The following is a 14,783-nucleotide window of genomic DNA, read 5'->3' on the forward strand; positions in this document are numbered from 1 at the left end:
CAACCTCGCCGGATCTTGCCTTCCGCAGCTCTGTCAGACCATTAACCTGATCGCACCGCCACTTCCGTGGTGATGCGTGCGAAACGGCTGACAGCCGTGCAGTGCGTCTTCCGCAAGCCTCTGGGTCTCGCAACCCCGACTGGAGTGCGCAATGAATACCTACCCGTTTGACGAACAGAAGGACCTGTTGCGTTGGCAAGATGTCTGTTACGGAGCGTCACCACTGATCTTCATCCACGGCCTGGGCTGCGCATCGAGCAGTGACTACCCCCGCGTCGTCGCCTCCGATGCCTACAGCAGGCGCCGCTCCTGGCTGGTGGACCTCCCCGGCGCCGGCTTCAGCGACAAACCCGACGCCAACCTCTACGGCACCACCGCCCAGGCGCAGACCCTGGAACGCTGGATCCGCAGCACGCCGATCAATCGCTTCAGCCTGTTCGGCCACAGCGCCGGCGCCTTCATCGCGCTCAAGCTGGCCGCCGCCCTGCACGAGCGGGTGAACAACCTGATCCTCTGCCAACCCGGCCTCGACGCCTATGGCGTCGGACTGCTCGAATCCATCACGGCGATGAGCGAGCGCGAGTTCGTCAACTCCGGCTTCGCCCTGCTGCTGGAAATGCTCAAGCTCGACGGCGGCCATGAAGCCTGGCTGGGCCCGCTGCAACTGTGCTCGCCCCAGGCCATCTACCAGTGGGCGGCCGCGGCGCTGGCCGATCAGGACAACGGCAACTGGATCGATGGGCTGCGCGAGGTGCCCATCGTGAAGAAGGCCGTGATCCTGTCCGACAACGCCCCGCTCAACGACATCCGCCAATACCACCAGGCCGGCTGCCGGGTCGAGATCGTCGCGCAGAGCGGGCACATGATGGCCTACGACAACCCCGACGGCCTGGCGCGGGCGATTTCCCACTTCGTCTACTAGCAACAGCGCCCCGTTTCCGGGGCGCCGCGTCCCTCAGAGAATCGACAGCGGGTAGTCGACGATCAGGCGCAACTCGTTGACGTCGCCTTCCACCTGGTCGGCATTGCCGCGGTGGATCGCCTCGCGCAGGCGCAGCGACAGGTCCTTCGCCGGGCCGGATTGCACCACGTACTTCGCCTCCAGGTTGGTCTCGTGGTGCTTGCCGTCCTCGCCGTAGCCATAGCCGCGGTACTGGCTGTCGGCGGCCATCTTGCTGCCGTCGATGCCGTGGCCGTTGACGTAGCGGGCCATGAAGCTCAGGCCGGGGATGCCGTAGCTGGCCATCGCCAGGTCGTAGCGCAGTTGCCAGGACTTCTCTTCCGGGCCGTTGAAGTCCGAGTACTGGATGGAGTTGGCGAGGAAGATCGAATCGGCAGTATCGCCGGGGCCGTTGACGCCGAAGGCCACGTAGTCGAATGGCGTGTCGCCATGCACCTTCTGGTAGGCCAGCGTCACGGTGTGCGCCGTGAGGAAGCTGTACGCGGCGGCGGCGGACCAGGTGGTGTTGTTGATGTCGCCGGCCTTGGCGCTGCCGTCGTCGTTGGTGCGGTAGATGTTGAAGTCGATGTTCAGCGACTGGTCGTCGGCCAGCGGCAGGGTGTAGTTGGCGTTGCCGTAGTACTGGCGCCACACGTCCTCCAGCTTGGACGCGTACAGCGAGACGTTCAGCGCATCGTTGATCGCGTACTTGCCGCCCACGTAGTCGATGCTGCTGGCCTCGACGTTGGCGTAGGACGCCCAGATGCCATGGTCGCCGTTGGTGGTCACCGGGCCATTGCCGCCGGTGAAGTGGCCGCCGTCCAGGTCCAGCCCGGCGATCTCGCTGCTGAGCACGTTGAAGCCGGTGGCCGTCTGCGGGAACAGGCGCGTGCCGCCGGCGGCGAATACCGGCGCGGTGGGCTGCAGGTCGCCCCAGCGCAGCTCGGTTTTCGACACGCGCAGCTTCACGGCGCCGCCAGCGCGGCCGTATTCGCTTTCCGGTGAGTCATTCTCGCGCACCGGCAGGTTGCCGGTACCGGAGGTGCCGGCGCCGCCATCCAGGCGCACGCCCCAGTTGCCGAAAGCCTCGACGCCGAAGCCGACCGTGCCCTGGGTGAAGCCGGAGCTGTAGTTCAGCGTGAAGCCCTGGGTCCAGTCCTTGCGGTCGCGGTCACCGGACTTGCGGTCACTGTTGTAGTAGTAATTGCGCAGCAACAGCGACGCGGTGCTGCCTTCGATGAAGCCGGTGGCTTCGGACTGGTCGGAAACGGCGGCCGCGTGGGCCAGTTGATACGGAATGCCGGCGAGCGATGCACTGACACAGGCACCGAGCACGGAAAGACGGAACGCGGACATCTGCTACCCCTTTGTTGGTCTTGTCTTGGCAGGTCTATCGAGTGAATGCTGAATAACTTTCTTATGGTTCCCCACCATTGGCAGAGCGTGCGAAGAGATAACAATCCAATGCATTTGCCTCAAACCAGCCTCGTCGATAGTCGATATCGAAACGAATGATTCAGCATTTATCGCCCGCACCATTAAGCTGGCGCCCCGATGAAGAACATGAGTCCCGGATGCCCGCTCCAGAGCGTCCGGAGGATTGCTCCACTTCATCATCCTTTGGTTTGGCCGCCTCCCCAGGCGGCCTTTTTTTTGGCTGCGAGAAAGTTCTGGAACAACCGTTCCAGGCGATATTCCCGGCAATTTCAACGTGCCTGGAATTACTCTTTCCTCACGACTTTCAGGCAACTTCGCCGGGCAACTTCTGCAGGATCGGGCAACTTGCGCGTACGCCGGAACGTGCTGCTCGTGCACCGTTCATCCGCTGCGCTTTCCCCCTCTCGATGAGTCACTTGCGCAAAGCAAGCGACCCGATTAGATTACAACCATAATCTTTAACCACGCCCCTTGCCTGTCGCCCTGCCAGGCCCATGACAGGGCGGCCTGGTTAGATGACGACCTTAATACCAAGAGGTGCAGCCATGCGCAGATCGAGCTTCGAACACCTGCCCTGCCCCGTGGCCCAGGCGCTGGACCTGATCGGCGACAGCTGGAACGTGCTGATCCTGCGCGAGGCCTTCTACGGCTCCACCCGCTTCGACCAGTTCCTCGCACGATTGGGCATTGCCAGCAACGTACTCACCCGCCGCCTGCGTGCCCTGGTGGACAGCGGCTTGCTGCAGCGCCACCCCTACAGCGACCACCCACCGCGCTTCGAGTACCTGTTGACCGACCGCGGCCGCGACCTGCGCCCGGTGCTGCTGACCCTGCTGCAGTGGGGCAAGCGCCACGCCGGCATGGCCAGCGCCGCCGAACTGGTGGACACCCGCAGCGGCCGCCCGGTGCGCATCGCCCTGGTGGACGCCGACAGCGGCGAGCCCATCGGCCCGCAGCACCAGATCCACCGCCGCGAGGGCGAGCGACTCGTCCCGGTGTTCCCGCACGCCAATCCCCAGACCATTCCCCACGCCGATCACGCCTGAGCGAGGCCGCCATGAACCAGCCCGTCACCCTCCCCGCCACGCCAGCCGTCGACACGGCCAAACCCCGGTCCCGCAAGGCCCTCAAGCTCGCCGTCGCCACCGCCGCCATCCTGGGCGCGGGCGCCTATGCCGGGCACTGGTGGCTCGACGGACGCTTCCTGGAAAAGACCGACGATGCCTACGTCGGCGGCGATGTCACCGTCATCAGCCCGCGCGTGGCCGGCTACATCGCCGAGTTGAAGGTGAGCGACAACCAGCGGGTGCGCGCCGGCGACCTGCTCGCCCGCATCGACGACCGCGACTACCGTGCCGCCCTGGCCAAGGCCGAAGGCGCGGTGCATGCCGAGGAAGCGGCGCTGGGCAACGTCGATGCCCAGGCCTCGCTGCAGGACGCACTGATCCGCCAGAGCCAGGCGGAAATCGACGCCGCCGCCGCCGAGGAAGTGCGCACCCGTGACGACCAGCGCCGCTACGCCACCCTGGTGCGCACCAACGCGGTGTCGGTGGAAGCCGCGCAGCGCGCGGACGCCAGCTTCAAGTCCGCCCACGCCAACAGCGACAAGGCCCACGCCAGCCTCCTCGCCGCGCGCCGCCAGCTGGACGTGATCCACAGCCAGCGCCAGCAGGTTCAGGCCGCCCTGGAGCAGGCCGTCGCCGCCCGCGACCTGGCACGCCTGGACCTCAGCTACACCGAGCTGCGCGCGCCGGTGGACGGCTACATCGGCAACCGCCGCGCGCGGGTCGGCAGCTACGTCGCCGCCGGCACCCAGTTGCTCGCCGTGGTCCCCGCCCAGGGCCTGTGGGTCGACGCCAACTTCAAGGAAGACCAACTGGCGCGCATGGTGCCCGGGCAGGCGGTCACCATCGAGGCCGACATCCTCCCCGGCAAGGTCTTCCACGGCCACCTGGACAGCCTCGCGCCCGCCACCGGCGCGCAGTTCAGCATCCTCCCGCCGGAAAACGCCACCGGCAACTTCACCAAGATCGTCCAGCGCGTGCCGGTGCGCGTGCACCTGGACGATGCCGACGGGCGCCTGGGCGACCTGCGCCCGGGCCTCTCCGTGCTGGTGGAAGTGGACACCCGCGCCCATGAGCACGGCGACGCCGATCAGCGCGTCGCCCAGAGCACGCGGCCGTGAGCCTCGCCCGCAGCACCTTCTGGAGCAGCGAGGTGGTGCCGGTGGCGAGCCTGTCCACCGGCCGCAAGGTGGTGTCCTTCGCCTGCATGTGCCTGGGCATGTTCATCGCCCTGCTGGACATCCAGATCGTCTCCGCGTCGCTGCGCGACATCGGCGGCGGGCTATCGGCCGGCGCCGACGAACTCGCCTGGGTGCAGACCAGCTACCTGATCGCCGAGATCATCGTCATTCCGCTCTCCGGCTGGCTGTCCAAGGTGCTTTCCACGCGCTGGCTGTTCGCCGCCTCGGCGCTGGGCTTCACCCTCACCAGCCTGCTCTGCGCCATGGCCTGGAACATCCAGAGCATGATCGCCTTCCGCGCGCTGCAGGGCTTTCTGGGCGGCTCGATGATCCCCATGGTATTCACCACCGGCTTCATGTACTTCGACGGCAAGCAGCGGGTGATCGTCGCCGCCACCATCGGCGCCATCGCCTCCCTCGCGCCGACCCTGGGGCCGGTGGTGGGCGGCTGGATCACCGATATCTCCTCCTGGCCCTGGCTGTTCTACATCAACCTGGTGCCCGGCCTGTTCGTCGCCATCGTGGTGCCGATCATGGTGCGCATCGACAAGCCCGACCTGTCCCTGCTCAAGGGTGCCGATTACCCCGCCATCGTGCTGATGGCGCTGTTCCTCGGTTGCCTGGAATACACCCTGGAGGAAGGCCCGCGCTGGAACTGGTTCAGCGACGACACCATCGTCGCCACCGCCTGGATTTCCGGCCTGTGCGGCGTCGCCTTCATCTACCGCAGCCTGACCGCCGCGCACCCCATCGTCGACCTGCGCGCCCTGAAGGAACGCAACTTCGCCCTCGGCTGCCTGTTCAGCTTCGTCACCGGCATCGGCATCTTCGCCACCATCTACCTGACGCCGCTGTTCCTCGGCCGCGTGCGCGGCTACGGCGCGCTGGATATCGGTTTGGCGATCTTCTCCACGGGCATCTTCCAGATCATGAGCATCCCGCTGTACGCCGCCCTCGCCCGGCGCGTCGACCTGCGCTGGATCCTGCTGCTGGGGATGGTGATGTTCACCCTGTCGATGTATGAATTCGCGCCGCTGACCCACGACTGGGGCGCGGCCCAGCTGATGTTCCCGCAGGCCCTGCGCGGCATGGCGCAACAGTTCTGCGTGGCGCCCACGGTGACGCTGGCGTTGGGCTCGCTGCCGCCGGAGCGCCTGAAGCTGGCGTCCGGGCTGTTCAACCTGATGCGCAACCTGGGCGGCGCCATCGGCATCGCGGCCTGCGCCACGGTGCTCAACGACCGTGCCAACCTGCACTTCCTGCGCCTGGCCGAGCACCTGAACAGCGGCAACGAAGCCCTCAACCAGTGGCTGGCGCCGTCCCTGGGGCTCAACGGCGAACCCTCGCAACAAGCGCTGAAACACGTGTGGGACCTGACCTGGCGCGAGGCGCAGACGCTGACCTTCGCCGATGCCTTCCTGCTGGTGGGCGCCTGTTTCGCGGTGACCCTGCTGCTGGTGCCGCTGATGCGCAGGATCGCCCCGCCCACCCAGCCCAGCGCAGACAGTCACTGAGCCGCCATCAGCGCCTCGAGGAAGGCCACGAACACGCGGATGCGGCTGGACTCGCGCAGGCTCGGCGGGTACAGCACGTTGATGATGCCGGATGTGGTGCCGGGATAGGCATCGTACGCGGCGAGCAGGCGCACCAGGCGGCCGGCGCGGACGTCCTCGGCCACCAGCCAGTCGGACAGCAGCGCGATGCCACCGCCGGCCAGGGCGGTCTCGCGCAGCACGTCGGCGTTGTTGCTCTGCAGGCGTCCCTGCACGTTGAGCGGCCAGGTGTCCTGGCCGTCGGTGCAGGTCCAGGTCAGGTGCGTGCCGCCGTAGTCGAAGCGCAGGCACTGGTGCTCCATCAGTTGCAGCGGATGTTCCGGCGTGCCGGCGCGGTGCAGGTAGTCGGGGCTCGCCACCAGCCAGCGCTGGAAGTGGCCGATGGGGCGGCTGATGATGTCGTCGCTGGTGAGGCTCGAACCCAGCCGCACGGAGAGGTCGATCTGCTGTTTCGGCAGGTCGGTGATCTGGTCGCTCAGCGACAGGCTGATTTCCAGCTCCGGGTATTGCGCCAGCAGGCGCCCCAGGTGCGGGGCGATGACCCGGCGGCCGAACTCCACCGGCACGCTGACCCGCAATCGGCCTTTCGCCTCGAGGCCACGGTCGCTGACCAGGCCATCGGCCTCCACCAGCGCCTCGAGGATCGCCACGGCCTTGTCGTAGTACGCCTGCCCGGCCAGGGTCGGGCTGCTGTGGCGGGTGGTGCGGTTGAGCAGCGTGGCGCCCAGCTCCGCTTCCAGGGCCGCCACCTGGCGGGTCACCGAGGACGTCGCCACGCCTAGCTTGCGCGCCGCCGCCGAGTAGCCGCCGCAGCGGACGGTCTCGACGAACATCGTCAGGGCCTGCAGTTTGTCCATGGCGCAACTCCGGGAGCGGAAAACCCCGGAGTGTACCCAATCACCCACGCGCCCGCCTTGCACGCCTGTGCTCTCAGGCGTGGCTGTCGCCGCGCAGCAGGAACAGCAGCGTGGCGATGGCCGGGATCACCGCGGCGCCGATGGCGAACGGCGTCCAGCTGATGGCTTCGTAGAGCGGGCTGGCGAGCAGCGAGCCGAGCGCGCCGCCGACGAAGATGCTGGTCATGTACACCGCGTTCAGGCGTGCGCGGCTGTGCGGGTCGAGGGCGTACACCTCGCGCTGGCCCAGCACCATGTTCATCTGCACGGCGAAATCCAGCAGCACCGCACACACCACCAGCCAGAAGAACCCCGCGCCGGGCAGCGCCCCGAGCAACAGGGCGAACGGCGCCAGCAGCAGCGCCACCAGGGTGCCCCTGCCGGTGTGCCCGGCGTCCGCCAGGCGTCCGGCGATGGGCGCGGCCACGGCGCCCACGGCACCGACCAGGGCGAACAGCGCGACCTGGGTCTGGCTGAAGCCGTGGTGGCGAATCAACTCGATGGGCGCGATGGTCCAGAAGGCGCTGAACGCGGCGAACAGCAGGCCCTGGTAGAGCGCGCGCTCCCGCAGCACGGCGTAGCGCCGCGCCAGGGCGAACACCGAGCCGATCAGTTGCGGATAAGTGGCGCTGTGCGCCGGCACGCGGCGCGGCAGCGCCACCGCCATCACCAGGGTGATGACCAGCATCAGCACCGACGCGGCGAAGAACACCCCGCGCCATCCGAAGACTTCAGCCACCAGGCTCGACACCGGCCGCGACAGCAGGATGCCCAGCAGCAGGCCGCCCATGATGTTGCCCACCACCCGGCCGCGGGCTTCTTCGGGCGCCAGGTGCGCGGCCAACGGCACGAGGATCTGCACCGCCACCGAGGTCAGGCCGATCAGCAGCGCACAGGCCAGCAGCACCGACGGCGAATCCGCCAGGCCCGCACCGGCCAGGCACAGCGCCACGGCCAGGGTGAAGCCGATCACCAGCTTGCGGTTCTCCAGCAGGTCCGCCAGCGGCACCAGGAACAGCAGGCCGATGGCGTAGCCGAACTGGGTCAGCGAGACGATCAGGCTGGCGTGCCGGGTGGACAGGCCGATCGCCGGCGCGATCAGCTCCACGATGGGTTGGGCGTAGTAAAGGTTGGCGACCACGGCGCCACAGCAGAAGGCGAGCAGCGCCACCATCGCCGAGGACAGGGTGGGCTGCGCGTGGTCAGCCGGGAGGGACGTCGAAGCGGAGTTCATGACCATTCCTTGCGAAAAAAACAGTGAGGCAAGCCTATGCCGGCCGCCTGCCGCGCAGAATCCGCCGGGCCGGCAAAACAGCGGTGCGCACCACGCAACGCTGCCCGCCGGCGCGGTGTTTCAGGCCATGTCGCTGTTGCTGAACTCCTCGGCGAGGAAATCGATCAGCGTGCGCACCGAAGGCAGCAGGCCACGGCGCGACGGGAAGATCGCGTGGACGATGCCGCATTTGGGCCACCAGCCCGGCAGCAGCTCCACCAGCGTGCCGGCGGCAAGGTCGTCGCGCACCGCCACGCGCGGCACGTGGGCAATGCCGACGCCGGCGATCACGGCGTTGCGCAGGGCCAGCAGGTCATCGGTCACCATGCGCGGCTTGTGCGAGATCAGCAGGCGCTCGCCCTCCTCGTTGAACAGCTCCCACTGGTAGTCGCGCTGCATGCCGCCCCAGTGCAGGCTGGGCAACTGGCCGAAGCTCATGGGCGAACTGTCGCCGGCCATGCGCTCGAGGAAGTCCGGGCGGCCCACCAGGCACTGGGTGCTGTTGCCCAGCACCTTCATCACCATGTCGGTGTTCTCCAGCGGCGGGAAGCGCACCCGCAGAGCGATGTCGAAGCCCTCGTGGAGCAGGTCGACGCGGCGGTTGGTGCTCTCGATGAACAACTCCACCAACGGGTACTTGAGCATGTAGCGGGTGAGCATCGGCCCGACCCAGGAGTTGAGCAGCGTCGTCGGGCATGCCAGCCGCACCAGCCCGCGCGGCTCGCTGCGGTTGCGCTCGATCACCTCGGACGCCCCTTCGGCCTCGATGCGCATGGCGACGCAACGCTGGTAGTACTCCTGGCCGATCTCGGTCAGTGAGCAGTGCCGGCTGGTGCGGTGCAACAGGCGCACGCCCAGGCGCTCCTCCAGCTGCGCGATGCGCCGGCTGAGCTTGGACTTGGGAATGTCCAGCGCACGACCGGCCGCGGCAAAACCACCCTGCTCCACCACCTGGGTGAAGTAATAGAGGGTGTTGAGGTCTTCCATGGATCGTTCTCCGCCTGGGACGCTGGGAAATCGGCGCAGCTTACCGCATTGCGCCCCACGAAAGCGCCGACGCCGGCCTGTAGGAGCGAGCTTGCTCGTGAACCGGCCCTTGTGCCGACCTTCCAGCGGAGCACGGGCACCGCGCAGGCTCTCGCAGGCGCGGACTCATCCGCGACATCCATCAGGCTGGCAAACGCTCCCAGGCATGACGCCAAGGCTGACCGCCGGCCCTGCCGGCGGGTCGCGGGCATGGCCCGCTCCTACAAGGGAGTTCTCTCACACAGGGAGAGGGAGGCGTTGGGTGCAGGATAACCAGGGCGTCAGCCGGCACGATTGGCCCCCTCTCCCTCTGGGAGAGGGTTGGGGTGAGGGAAACCCTAGGCGCGAATTAACCTGGGGAACGACCGATACTCCTACACACCACGAGCACCGACGCCAATCTGCAGAAGCGAACTCCGTCCGCGATGGCTTGCCCGTGGACAATCCCTCCCCGCCCGCAACGCGCTAGAGTATTCGCCGCCCCATCACCGAGACGCACCCCATGCCCTACGCCATCCGCCCCGAGCGCGACGAAGACTCCGGCGCCATCCGCCGTGTAACCGAAGCCGCCTTCGTCCAGGCCGAGCACAGCAGTGGCACCGAGGGCGCCATCGTCGACGCCTTGCGCGCGGCCGGGGCGCTGAGCGTTTCCCTGGTCGCCACGGTGGAGGGCGAGGTGGTCGGTCATGTGGCGTTCTCGCCCGTCACCCTGGATGGAGTGGATATCGGCTGGTACGGCCTGGGCCCGGTTTCCGTGCGGCCCGACCTGCATGGCCAGGGCATTGGCGCGGCGCTGATCCGCGCGGGGCTGGCGCACCTTCAGGGCCTTGGGGCGAAAGGCTGCGTGGTACTGGGTGACCCGGCGTACTACCGACGCTTCGGTTTCCGCCAGGACCCGGCGATCCGCTACGCGGGCGTGCCGCCGGAGTACCTCATGGCGCTGTCGCTGGACGGCTCGCAGGCCGCCGGCGAGGTCGCTTACCACAGCGGCTTTTCCGCCACCTGATGACAAGTGGCCGGCCCTGCCGGCGGATCGCGGGCACGGCCCGCTCCTACACCGTGCGGCATTCGCGCATGCGGAAAGGGCCCGCAACCAGGAAGCCAGGTGCCGGACGGCAAAATCCCTCAGAGCAACGACTTGCCCTGGCTGAGGACCTTGTCGCATACCTGCTTGGTGACCTTCTCCTTGATGCCGCTGCCGGTCAGGTCGACGCTCTTGCCGTCGGTGCCGGTGAGGATGCCCTTGGCGCCATCCTTGTAGCCGCTGTCGCTGGTGGTGGTGTTGCCCGGCAGCTTGCCCAGCAGCTTGTCCTTCACCTGGGTCGCGGCGTTGGCATTGAGGTAGTTGTTCTTCGCGCAGTACTCCAGCAACCCGGCGACGTTACTACTGCTGCTGGAGGACACCGACGACAGGTTGCCGAGGCCGCCGAGCTGGCCGGCGACGTCGCCGAGGGACGCCGCCTGGGCCAGCGACCACGGCAGCAATGTGGCGGCGAGCACGGCGGGAATCAGTGTGCGGGCATTCATGGGGCTCTCCTGGTTGCCTACGACGCGGCGCGAAGCGCCACTGCGAGTGTAGACGGCGCAGGTGAACGTCCACTCAGTACCCCACCGCCTTCAGGACATCGCCGACGGACTGGCTCGGCGGCCGGCCCAGGAACATCAGCAACTGGTCCGTGCGGTTGGTGAAGAAGCCATCCACCCCGGCCTTGGTCAGCGTGTCGAAGTCCACGGCCTCGTCCACCGTGTAGGCGTGCACGAACAGCCCGCGCTCATGGGCGGCCTGGTTCATCCAGGGCTGCACCAGGTCCATGTAGCTCTGGTCGCCGCGGGCGGTCAGGGTCGCCGAGGGGCCTGTGCCCAGCGCGCCATGGGCCTTGGCCCAGTCCAGCCAGGCGAAGAATTCTTCCCTGGACTTCACCTCCTGCCGGGCATAGAAATCCGCCTTGATCTTCTCGCCGGACTGGGCAAAGGTGGTCGGCTGCTTCGCCGCCATGTAGCCGTCGCCCACCCACAGCAGCAGGACTTTCGGCACCTGCGGCATGCTCTTGTGCAGGAGCTCGAGGCTGCTCTTCTCGAACGTCTGCAGGACGATCTTGCCCTGGGGCTCGCCGTCGGCATTCAGCCAGCCGCGGTTTTCCAGGGTCTTGCGCAGGTCCTCCTCGATGCCGGGAAACTGGCCGGGCGCCTTGGTTTCCAGGTACAGGCCGGGGGTTTCGCCACCGCCTTCGGCGATGTCGATCAGCTCGTCGAGGGTGAGGATGCGCACCCCGACGTAGGTGGAGCGGGCCCGTTCGGGGTAGGTCGCATTGAACCAGCTGCCGGCGTCCAGGCGCTTGAGTTCGGCCAGGGTGAACGTGCTGACCGGGTTCTTCTCGCGGCCGGGGAAGACCTTGGCGACGTTGGTGGTGCGTTCCAGGGTGTCGTCGTGCAGCGCCACCAGCACGCCGTCCTGGGTGCGCTGCAGGTCCGCTTCCAGGTAATCGGCGCCCAGGTCGCGGGCCGCGAGATAGGCCGGGGCAGTCTCCTCCGGTGCGTCGTGGGACGCGCCGCGGTGGGCGATCACGGCTGGCCAGGGCACGCCGGCCGCCTCGCTCAGGGCGCGGCCGGGCGGCTCCTCGGCGCTGGCGATGAAACTGGCCGCGGCCAGTGCGATGGTGCCCAGTACAGCGATGATGCGACGGTGCATGGGTGAACCCCCTTCGATCGGTGACGGCCAAGCGGGCCAGTCTGGCGCGGGAGCATGACGTTCGTGCAACCAGGCCCGAGAAAACCTGCAAGCATAGGACCCTCCCCGTCCCGCGCAATTCCGTCGGGGTGACCGGGCATGAAAAAGCCCGCTGAGATCACTCTCAGCGGGCCCAGGCTTTTCGTCGCAGGGGACTTGCTGGCGAACCCGGCTCTTCTGCCCTGCGGTTCGCGAGCAAGCTCGCTCCCACAGGGCTGCCGGTCAGTGCGCCAGGTCGAAGCGGTCGAGGTTCATCACCTTGGTCCAGGCCTTGACGAAGTCATGGACGAACTTGCGTTCGCCGTCCGAGCAGCCATAGACCTCCGACAACGCCCGCAGCTGCGAGTTGGAGCCCAGCAGCAGGTCGATGCGGCTCGCCGTCCACTTCGCTTCGCCGGTCTTGCGGTCGCGACCTTCGAACTGGTCGTTGTCCGGCGAGGTCGGCTTCCACACGGTGCCCATGTCCAGCAGGTTGACGAAGAAGTCGTTGCTCAGGGTACCGGGGCGCGTGGTGAACACGCCGTTCTGCGAGCCGCCGGTGTTGGCGCCCAGCACGCGCAGGCCGCCGATCAGCACGGTGAGTTCCGGCGCGGTGAGGGTCAGCAGCTGCGCCTTGTCGATCAGCAGCGCCTCGGCCGGGACGGTGAACTTCGCCTTCAGGAAGTTGCGGAAGCCGTCGGCCACCGGCTCCAGCATGCCCACCGAGTGCACGTCGGTCTGCTCCTGGCTGGCGTCCATGCGGCCCGGCGCGAACGGCACGCTGACCGGGTGACCGCCCTTGCGCGCGGCTTCTTCCACACCGGCGGCACCGGCCAGGACGATCAGGTCGGCCAGGGAGATCTTCTTGCCGCCACCGGCGGACGCATTGAACTCAGCCTGGATTTCCCCCAGCACGCCGAGCACCTTGGCCAGCTGCTCGGGCTGGTTCACCGGCCAATCCTTCTGCGGCGCCAGGCGAATGCGCGCGCCGTTGGCGCCGCCGCGCTTGTCCGAGCCGCGGAAGGTCGAGGCCGAGGCCCAGGCGGTGGACACCAGTTCGGCCACCGACAGGCCCGATGCCAGCACCTTGGCCTTGAGCGCCGCGACGTCCTGCTCGTCCACCAGCGGGTGGTCAAGGGCGGGAATCGGGTCCTGCCAGATCAGCTCCTCTTTCGGCACTTCCGGGCCCAGGTAGCGGGCCAGCGGGCCCATGTCGCGGTGGGTCAGCTTGAACCAGGCGCGGGCGAAGGCGTCGGCGAAGGCATCCGGGTCTTCGTAGAAGCGCCGGGCAATCTTCTCGTAGGCCGGGTCGACGCGCAGCGCGATGTCGGTGGTGAGCATCGACGGCGCGCGGCGCTTGGATTTGTCATGGGCGTCGGGAATGCTGCCGGCGCCCGCGCCGTTCTTGGGCTGCCACTGGTGGGCGCCGGCCGGGCTCTTGGTCAGTTCCCACTCGTAGCCGAACAGGTTCCAGAAGAAGTTGTTGCTCCAGCGCGTCGGCGTGGACGTCCAGGTGACCTCCAGACCGCTGGTGATGGCGTCGCCACCGGCCCCCGTGCCGAAGCTGCTGACCCAGCCCAGGCCCTGGTTTTCGAGCCCGGCGGCTTCCGGGTCGGCGCCGACGTGGTCGGCCGGGCCCGCGCCGTGGGTCTTGCCGAAGGTGTGGCCGCCGGCGATCAGGGCGACGGTTTCCTCGTCGTCCATGGCCATGCGCGCGAAGGTCTCGCGGATGTCACGGGCGGCGGCCAGCGGGTCGGGGTTGCCGTTGGGGCCTTCCGGGTTCACGTAGATCAGGCCCATCTGCACGGCGGCCAGGGGGTTCTCCAGGTCGCGCTCGCCGGAGTAGCGCTTGTCGCCCCCCAGCCAGGTGGTTTCTTCGCCCCAGTAGACGTCCTGGTCCGGTTCCCAGACGTCCTCGCGGCCACCGGCGAAGCCGAAGGTCTTGAAGCCCATGGATTCCAGGGCGACGTTGCCGGTGAGGACGATCAGGTCGGCCCAGGACAGCTTGGCGCCGTACTTCTGCTTGATCGGCCAGATGAGCCGGCGTGCCTTGTCCAGGCTGACGTTGTCCGGCCAGCTGTTGAGCGGTGCGAAACGCTGCTGGCCACGGCCGGCGCCGCCACGGCCATCGCCGACGCGGTAGGTGCCGGCGGAGTGCCAGGCCATGCGGATGAACAGCGGGCCGTAGTGGCCGAAGTCCGCCGGCCACCAGTCCTGGGAATCGGTCATCACGGCGCGCAGATCGGCCTTGACCGCATCCAGGTCGAGGGTCTTGAAGGCCTCGGCGTAGTTGAAGTCCTCGCCCATCGGATTGGACTTGGAGGAGTGCTGGTGCAGCAGGTCCAGCCGCAGCTGGTTCGGCCACCAGTCACGGTTCGAGGTGCCGCCACCGGCGGTGTGGTGGAAGGGGCAGCTACCTTTCTTTTCTTCGCTCATTGCAGGCTCCTTGGGGGGCGCCTGTGCGGCGCCTCGAATTCGCACAACCCATCAGAAGATAGATCAAACGGGACGGGCTGCTATTGCAGTTATTGATTGGCTGTAACGATAAAAACTATCGAAGGGAAGACGGCTGGGTCGCGGGGTTGGGGGGGATAGCCCAGATGCGAGCTGGCTCACGAACGGGGTCGTCCGCTGCCGGCTTGAAATCGATCGCGGGCGCAGTCCGCTCCTACGCGCGGGATGTGCACCAGCGCGACCCTGAACGTA

At 67.6% G+C, this 14,783-nt stretch carries 12 protein-coding genes; 5 read left to right on the forward strand and 7 right to left on the reverse strand.

All coding sequences use genetic code 11. The annotated features are described in order from the left end of the window. Window positions 1-151: 151 nt before the first annotated feature. A complete protein-coding gene (locus tag N0B71_RS23600; protein WP_259755262.1) occupies window positions 152-922 on the forward strand; it encodes an alpha/beta fold hydrolase in 771 nt (256 codons plus the stop codon). A gap of 33 nt (window positions 923-955) precedes the next feature. Here N0B71_RS23600 and N0B71_RS23605 read toward each other — a convergent pair whose 3' ends face one another. Next, entirely contained in the window at window positions 956-2,296 is a 1,341-nt protein-coding gene (locus tag N0B71_RS23605; RefSeq protein WP_259755264.1) for an OprD family porin, read from the reverse strand. Between the two features lie 626 nt (window positions 2,297-2,922). On the opposite strand from N0B71_RS23605, the gene N0B71_RS23610 reads away from it, so the two are divergent. From N0B71_RS23610 to N0B71_RS23620, 3 genes are all read left to right on the forward strand, one after another. Continuing rightward, complete coding sequence (locus N0B71_RS23610) at window positions 2,923-3,423, forward strand: winged helix-turn-helix transcriptional regulator (protein WP_259755266.1); 501 nt, start codon at window positions 2,923-2,925, stop codon at window positions 3,421-3,423. An 11-nt stretch (window positions 3,424-3,434) separates the two neighbouring features. Beyond that, entirely contained in the window at window positions 3,435-4,562 is a 1,128-nt protein-coding gene (locus tag N0B71_RS23615) for an HlyD family secretion protein (protein ID WP_259755268.1), read from the forward strand. Window positions 4,563-4,648: 86 nt separating this feature from the next. Further along, window positions 4,649-6,136: a DHA2 family efflux MFS transporter permease subunit gene (locus tag N0B71_RS23620; RefSeq protein ID WP_259759665.1), complete on the forward strand. Its 1,488-nt coding sequence runs from the start codon at window positions 4,649-4,651 to the stop codon at window positions 6,134-6,136. Here the strand turns inward: N0B71_RS23620 and N0B71_RS23625 are convergent. From N0B71_RS23625 to N0B71_RS23635, 3 genes are all read right to left on the reverse strand, one after another. Further along, window positions 6,130-7,032, reverse strand: coding sequence for a LysR family transcriptional regulator (locus tag N0B71_RS23625; RefSeq protein WP_259755270.1), 903 nt, complete (start codon window positions 7,030-7,032; stop codon window positions 6,130-6,132). The two genes, N0B71_RS23620 and N0B71_RS23625, sit on opposite strands and share 7 nt — an antisense overlap. 73 nt (window positions 7,033-7,105) lie before the next feature. Beyond that, window positions 7,106-8,305 carry an MFS transporter gene (locus tag N0B71_RS23630; RefSeq protein ID WP_259755272.1) on the reverse strand — a complete coding sequence of 400 codons (1,200 nt, stop codon included), beginning with the start codon at window positions 8,303-8,305 and terminating at the stop codon, window positions 7,106-7,108. 120 nt (window positions 8,306-8,425) lie between these two features. After that, window positions 8,426-9,331 carry a LysR substrate-binding domain-containing protein gene (locus N0B71_RS23635; RefSeq protein WP_259755274.1) on the reverse strand — a complete coding sequence of 302 codons (906 nt, stop codon included), beginning with the start codon at window positions 9,329-9,331 and terminating at the stop codon, window positions 8,426-8,428. 541 nt (window positions 9,332-9,872) lie between these two features. On the opposite strand from N0B71_RS23635, the gene N0B71_RS23640 reads away from it, so the two are divergent. Further along, the gene (locus N0B71_RS23640; protein ID WP_259755276.1) at window positions 9,873-10,376 is read left to right on the forward strand and encodes a GNAT family N-acetyltransferase; all 504 of its coding nucleotides are present in this window, start codon (window positions 9,873-9,875) and stop codon (window positions 10,374-10,376) included. A gap of 119 nt (window positions 10,377-10,495) precedes the next feature. Here the strand turns inward: N0B71_RS23640 and N0B71_RS23645 are convergent, their stop codons facing one another. The 3 genes from N0B71_RS23645 to katG form a co-directional block, all read right to left on the reverse strand. Then, the gene (locus N0B71_RS23645) at window positions 10,496-10,897 is read right to left on the reverse strand and encodes a DUF2501 domain-containing protein (protein ID WP_259755279.1); all 402 of its coding nucleotides are present in this window, start codon (window positions 10,895-10,897) and stop codon (window positions 10,496-10,498) included. Between the two features lie 73 nt (window positions 10,898-10,970). Further along, window positions 10,971-12,059 (reverse strand): glycerophosphodiester phosphodiesterase, encoded by a 1,089-nt coding sequence (locus N0B71_RS23650; RefSeq protein ID WP_259755281.1) that lies wholly within the window; start codon window positions 12,057-12,059, stop codon window positions 10,971-10,973. Between the two features lie 261 nt (window positions 12,060-12,320). Further along, a complete protein-coding gene (katG, locus tag N0B71_RS23655; protein WP_259755283.1) occupies window positions 12,321-14,513 on the reverse strand; it encodes a catalase/peroxidase HPI in 2,193 nt (730 codons plus the stop codon). Between the last annotated feature and the right edge of the window lie 270 nt (window positions 14,514-14,783).

The organism is Pseudomonas sp. GCEP-101 (assembly GCF_025133575.1).
Lineage (GTDB): Bacteria > Pseudomonadota > Gammaproteobacteria > Pseudomonadales > Pseudomonadaceae > Pseudomonas > Pseudomonas nitroreducens_B.